This window comes from Polaromonas sp. P1_E1_2 (assembly GCF_056406035.1).
This window is the reverse complement of record NZ_JBFUAZ010000265.1, coordinates 1-5,473: the sequence shown is the minus strand read 5'-3', so window position 1 is coordinate 5,473 and position 5,473 is coordinate 1. Positions and strand designations below refer to the sequence as shown.

Genomic DNA, 5,473 nt, shown 5'->3' with positions numbered 1-5,473 from the left:
GGCTGTGGCTGCACCTGTGGCGGGGTCTTCATACACGCCGCCGGAAGCAAACGGATTCCGGGTGTGAAAAAACCGGGGAGTTTGTGCATGGGCCAGAAGGATCGTCACCAGCCCCGCCTTGTTCATCAGCTTGCGGCCCGTGTCCAGGTCATATTGCATGGCCGCCAGTTTGTCGCGGCTCTTCAGAACCAGTACCAGATGGTCTGCGCCGCCGTGGGCGAGCGCGGGGGCAATGCGCGGGTCCAGGTCATCCGGTGTGTAGCCGAACAGCGCCAGGGTGGCCAGCACCAGCGGCTGTGGGGCAGCCTGGCTGCGCGTGGGCGGCGATTGCAGCGCGGCGGTGATCGTCTCCCCGTTGCGCCGACCTTCAACCGTGATGCTGGCCTGGTTCAGGGTCAGCGCAAACACGCCATCGCCATGCTCAAGGGCCAGTGCTGCGCCCAGGGCTATCGTTGCATGGCCGCAGAAGGGTACTTCGGATTCCGGCGAGAAATAGCGCACCCGCCAGCCGGCGCCGCTTGCAACGGCAAAAACCGTTTCCGAGAAGCCAAGCTCCGCAGCGATCTGCTGCATCTCACGGTCATCCGGAAATTGGCCGGCGACCATCACGCCGGCGGGGTTGCCGCCGGTGTTTCCGTCAGAAAAGGCTGCAATCTTCAAGACACTCATCGTTTTCCTTGTGAAATGGAAGGCGGGCTGCTTGCCTGTCCGGCCAATTCATATTGCGCGCTGCCACTGAAGGCCGAAAGGCAGTATGCGCGGCCCGAACAGAAAATGCAGCACCCTTCGCATGCTGCCGCCGGTGGACCTGGATGAGGCGTGCAGCAGCAGCGGGCGCATGGCCATCGCACTTCCCTGCCCGGCCATGCAGATGAACTCGGTTTGGGCGTGGCGGGCCGCCGCAGCGGCTTTCACTTCCATTCGGCCGTACAGGTGGGAGCCTGGAACCACCCGCAGCGGGCCGTCTCCCGCGCCGCAGGCGTCGACGTGCAAACGTACCGCCACCAGTTGCTCCAGCAACTCGACAGGCGGCTGGACATACAGGATGCCTTCCTTCCTCGACCAGCCGCCCAGGCTTGCATGCTCCACATGGTCCGCCACCGGGATGCTCAGGTCCTGGTGCACCGGCACCAGCCAGTTGCGGGACACCGACTTTTCGAAGTAAGTGCACTGCACCGCAGCGAAATCGGCCGGAACCATCGAGGCCAGCGACGGATGCCGGCGCACCCTTGCCGCAAGCGCCTGGCACCAGGCCTCCGACAGCAGGCAACGTGTTCCCGCCGAGTTGGCGGAAATCCCGGCAAGGCGCGAAGCGGCCGATTCACACTGGGCGGCAGTCAGCACCTGCGGAACAAGTGCGAAGCCCTGAGTGGTGAATGCGGCGTGGTCCATCCCGGCTTGTTTTGCAAAGAGGTGTTGAATGCTCACAGCATCGACTGAAACAGCGAAAGGTACTGGGGATGCTGCGAGACCGTGTTGTGGGAGGTTCCGGGCAGCATCTTCAGCACAGCCGTGCCATGCTTGAAGTGCGCATGCAGCTGGTCGGTGCTGGCTTTCGGAATGACTTCATCGTGTTCGGCCGAAATCAGCAGCGTGGGCACGGTGACTTTGGCCGCGTACTTCCAGGACTCGAACTTGTCGACAAGAAGCCAGGGGATGGGAAACCAGGGAAAGCGCTGCGCTGCCAGTTCCTGGATGCTGTTGTAGGGCGTCACCAGAATCAGGCGCGACGCCGGCCGCTGGCTGGCCACCCAGACCGCAACGCCTGAACCCAGACTCCTGCCAACCACGGTGACATCCGAATGTGTCCGGCTGACATGGTCGAACAAGGCCAGGGCGTCGCTTTGAAGCGCCGCCTCGGTGGGGCTTCCGGTGCTTCCGCCGTAACCGCGGTAGTGAAGCAGGTAGAGGGCATGGCCTGGAAATGCTTCCGAGAAAGACGGCAAATTCGGCGAAACGTCTTCGGCATTGCCCCCGAAGTAAATGATGGCCTTGGGCCCGGCCGTTTGCCGGGCAGTGACCACGAGTGCCGCGTCGGGTGTCTGGAGATGGAGTGTCGTGGCCGGACCGCCCCATGACTTCGGTTGCGGGAAGTAGATCAGCGAGCGTTGAAACGCAAACAGCGCCGCGCAGATGCCCAGGTAAGCGAGCACCATGACCACCAGAAAAACAGTCACTGTGCGGCGCACCATGAAACTCGGCGTCTTCCCCCGCAGCGCGCCCTGCCAATCAGGATGATCCGGTCCAAAAGGCCACGAACAAGGTTCATCGGATGCGTCGCATTGAGTGAGTGCCTGAATAACTCAGTTGAGCCGCATGTCTGCACTGAGTTGTTTGACCAGCTCTGCACTCGTTTCCACATACTTCAAAAATGCCACTTCATCCTTGTTGATGGTCTTGCGCGCCATCATGTCGGTCAGGCGCGCGTCCAGGCTTTGCCAGTGAATTTGGCGATTGCCCACGAGATACACCGGAACCCTGGTCAGCTGCCTGCTTTTGATGATCTCGATGATCTGGAATATTTCCCATTCGGTGCCGGTCCCTCCTGGTGCAATCACGATGGCGGCCGAGTGCTTGATCATCGCCAGCTCGCGGATGGAGACGCTGGAAAAAATCAGGCCATGGGTCACATAGGCATTCAAGGCCTGCTTGGGGTCACCACCATAGGGTTTCAGCGTGTCGTTGGCCGTCGAGCGGTCGTAGTAGGTGGTGTACCCGACGCTGGGGCCTCCCGCCTCTTTTGCGCCGCGGTTGCCGGCTTCCATCAGGCCCGGGCCCGCACCCGTCATTATCGGATACTGCTTGCCATAACGCGTGGTCCATGCGTGAGCAAAATTCCGGATGTCTGCGTAGATGGCATCGTTTGCCGCCCTGATGGTGTCGTTGCAGTTCTCACCGCGCGCGTCGCAGGCGGCATTTTTCTCGCGGATACGGGAGCTGCCATAGATGGAGACAAAGCCCCGCGGAAAAAGCATGGCCTTCAGGGCGTCAGAGCAGTAGGTGTCCTGAGCCATCAGTTTCACGGGGACGATGTTTTCAACGCTCGCATAGGGGCCGATGTAATCGGCGTTCGGGACATCTGCTTTCGCTACCGCGCACTCCAGCCGCAACTCCGTGGGCTTGATCGCAGACGTTGCTGTGGTTGGCGGTGGTGTTGCACACCCGAGGAGGGTGGCGGTGACCACACCGAGGGATAGAAACAATTTGAGGCTGGCGTTCATGCTGGTTCTCCTTTTTACGGTACCTACCCGGATTGAGCCCCCGGATGCCGCCACGCTCACCACAGCTTGGCGCAATTGCCGCTGAACACCACGGTTCCGCTCGGGCTGGCGGGTGTGGCGCTGGTCTCCAGCGTTACCACCAGCTTGCTGACTTTGGACAGCAGCTTTTCCGAGGTGTCGGGCAGCATGGAAACCGCCGATCCGCTTGTAGGCACGGCGCCCAGCGAGAACGCCGGGCCATTGGCCGGCACCGCCCACAGCACCAGGGTTCCGGTGGCCGGTGGTGTGATCGGGCCTATGACCTTGACTGTCATGGTCTTGCCGTGGCGCAGCGAACTGGCCAGCAGCTTGCCGTTGCCCTGGGCGTCGGTGAGCAGGCCCACATAGCTTTGCGGCAGCCTTTCGCCGGAGCGCATCGCGATCTGGTCGCTGGACATGAACAGGGTGGGCATGGCGACAAAAAACACGCTTGCCGCGATCACGCCCGCGGCCAGGCCGCCGAAGCCGAAACCAGCAGGTTTGAGCCAGCCCAGCCAGGACGGTTTTGTTTGCGGCGCCTGTTGCGGCGCCGCAGGTTTGGTGCGTGCGGCGATCGCAGCCCACACCCTGGGAGACGGTTTGTGCGCCGGCACCGACATGGCGAGTTGACCCAGCCGGGCCTCCCATTGTGTGACGCGCACGCGCACATCAGCACGGTCGCGCTGCAGGCGCTCAAAGCGGCGGCGCGCGCCATCTTGCAGCGTACCCAGCACATAGGCCGATGCGAGGTGTTCGAGCAATTCGGGGCTGGAATATCTCATGACGCCACCACCCCTTGCGCCGCCAGGCAGCCCTTGAGTTTTTCGAGTCCGCGCCGTATCCAGGCTTTCACCGAGCCCAGCGGCGCGCCCATTTGTGCGGCCACTTCGGTATGTGACATGCCCTGGTAGTAGGCCAGCGCCAGGCTTTGGCGGTAGCTGCCTTCCAGTGCGCTCATGCAGCCTTCGATGTGCAGGGCCTCGGTGGCCTGTTCCAGCAGCTGCATGGCGCTGGGGGTGGGTGTGGCGGTGGTTTCGGTGTCTTCCTCATCCACATCACCGGAGTCGGGCAACTCGCTTTCCTTGCGGCGCGTGCGGGAGCGCAGGGCGTCCAGCGCCTTGTTGCGGACGATGGCAATCAGCCACGTCATGGGTTGAATGGTTTGCCCGTCTACCTCACTGCGGTAGCCGGTGGCATTTTTCCAGATGCTCACGTAAGCCTCTTGCAGCACATCTTCGGCCGCGTGTCCTTGTCCCAATATACGTACGGCAACGCCAAACAGATGCGTGTGGGTGCGTTCATAGACCTGCGCAAAGCAGGCGTGGTCGCCTTGCCCTGCGCCGGCAATCAGCGCCTGCAGGCTGCGGGTGTCCGTGTCGGGGGCCAGTTTCATGCGGCTGAGTATAGGGAGTTACGCCCAAGCGGCAAATCTTCCCCGACTATGGCATTTTTCTCAGAAAAACCTGCATCCAATCGGCGCTTGCTGTCGTTTGTCCCTGGTAGGCCGGGCRCCGCGCCGGCCCACGCCCCCTTCCGCCATGTGGTTGTTGGGACTTTTTTACTTTCTTTTAACCCGGAGACCTGTCAATATTTGCAGGACTCCTCTCAGGAGATCGCCATGACACCGATAGCAACCGCCACCCAACCCAGGCTTCACGCAGGCCTTGCCGCTGCCGCGTTGTGTACTGGACTGCTGCTAAGCGCCTGCGCCGGTGGCCCGGCCGCACCAATGGATGCCAAGCCGGTGCCCGCCGCGCTCAAGCCGGCCGACGGCGAACGCGTGGCCTTCACCTGGCACGCGGTGGGCTCGCAGATCTACGAATGCCGCTCCGGCGACAAGGGCTGGGCCTGGGTGTTTGTTGCGCCAGAAGCGGACCTCTTCAACCAGAAAGACGAAAAAGTCGGCACGCATGGCGCCGGCCCGAACTGGACCGCGCTGGACGGCAGCAAAACCGTGGGCACGGTAAAAGCGCGCGCCGACGGCGAGCGTCCCGCCGACATCCCATTGCTATTGCTGACGGCCAAATCCGCCGGCATGCCCGGCAAGATGGCCACCGTCACCAGCGTGCAGCGCCTGAACACCGAGGGCGGCAATGCGCCGGCCAAAGGCTGCACCGCGCCGGCCGATGCGGGCAAACGCGTCAAGGAAGGCTATACCGCCGACTACGTGTTTTTCACCGCCCAAAAAGCCTGACCCAAAAGCCAGAGGAAGCGAGGCCTGACATGTCCGTGCT

The 5,473-nt window shown here is 62.5% G+C and carries 7 protein-coding genes; 1 reads left to right on the top strand and 6 read right to left on the bottom strand.

The window, feature by feature from the left end; genetic code table 11:
- The 6 genes from AC1D1P_RS13240 to AC1D1P_RS13215 all read right to left on the bottom strand — a co-directional run.
- Nucleotides 1-669 (bottom strand): PhzF family phenazine biosynthesis protein (locus AC1D1P_RS13240; protein ID WP_477673300.1); only part of this gene is annotated, 669 nt, incomplete at its 3' end.
- A gap of 48 nt (nt 670-717) precedes the next feature.
- Entirely contained in the window at nt 718-1,392 is a 675-nt protein-coding gene (locus AC1D1P_RS13235) for a phytanoyl-CoA dioxygenase family protein (protein ID WP_477673299.1), read from the bottom strand.
- A 32-nt stretch (nt 1,393-1,424) separates the two neighbouring features.
- Nucleotides 1,425-2,192, bottom strand: a complete 768-nt coding sequence (locus tag AC1D1P_RS13230) for an alpha/beta hydrolase (RefSeq protein ID WP_477673298.1) — start codon at nt 2,190-2,192, stop codon at nt 1,425-1,427.
- A gap of 111 nt (nt 2,193-2,303) precedes the next feature.
- Entirely contained in the window at nt 2,304-3,221 is a 918-nt protein-coding gene (locus AC1D1P_RS13225; protein ID WP_477673297.1) for an LOG family protein, read from the bottom strand.
- Between the two features lie 56 nt (nt 3,222-3,277).
- Complete coding sequence (locus AC1D1P_RS13220) at nt 3,278-4,021, bottom strand: anti-sigma factor (protein WP_477671257.1); 744 nt, start codon at nt 4,019-4,021, stop codon at nt 3,278-3,280.
- Complete coding sequence (locus tag AC1D1P_RS13215) at nt 4,018-4,632, bottom strand: RNA polymerase sigma factor (protein ID WP_477671258.1); 615 nt, start codon at nt 4,630-4,632, stop codon at nt 4,018-4,020. Before AC1D1P_RS13215 ends, AC1D1P_RS13220 begins: the two co-directional genes overlap by 4 nt.
- Before the next feature lie 225 nt (nt 4,633-4,857).
- Between AC1D1P_RS13215 and AC1D1P_RS13210 the strand changes: the two genes are divergently transcribed.
- A complete protein-coding gene (locus AC1D1P_RS13210) occupies nt 4,858-5,433 on the top strand; it encodes a DUF3455 domain-containing protein (RefSeq protein ID WP_477671259.1) in 576 nt (191 codons plus the stop codon).
- Nucleotides 5,434-5,473: the final 40 nt, after the last annotated feature.

What these genes read in the sequence shown, in the direction of transcription:
- AC1D1P_RS13235 (WP_477673299.1), bottom strand. Translation starts at nt 1,392, where the DNA reads ATGGACCACGCCGCATTCACCACTCAGGGCTTCGCACTTGTTCCGCAG.
- AC1D1P_RS13230 (WP_477673298.1), bottom strand. Translation starts at nt 2,192, where the DNA reads ATGGTGCGCCGCACAGTGACTGTTTTTCTGGTGGTCATGGTGCTCGCT.
- AC1D1P_RS13225 (WP_477673297.1), bottom strand. Translation starts at nt 3,221, where the DNA reads ATGAACGCCAGCCTCAAATTGTTTCTATCCCTCGGTGTGGTCACCGCC.
- AC1D1P_RS13220 (WP_477671257.1), bottom strand. Translation starts at nt 4,021, where the DNA reads ATGAGATATTCCAGCCCCGAATTGCTCGAACACCTCGCATCGGCCTAT.
- AC1D1P_RS13215 (WP_477671258.1), bottom strand. Translation starts at nt 4,632, where the DNA reads ATGAAACTGGCCCCCGACACGGACACCCGCAGCCTGCAGGCGCTGATT.
- AC1D1P_RS13210 (WP_477671259.1), top strand. Translation starts at nt 4,858, where the DNA reads ATGACACCGATAGCAACCGCCACCCAACCCAGGCTTCACGCAGGCCTT.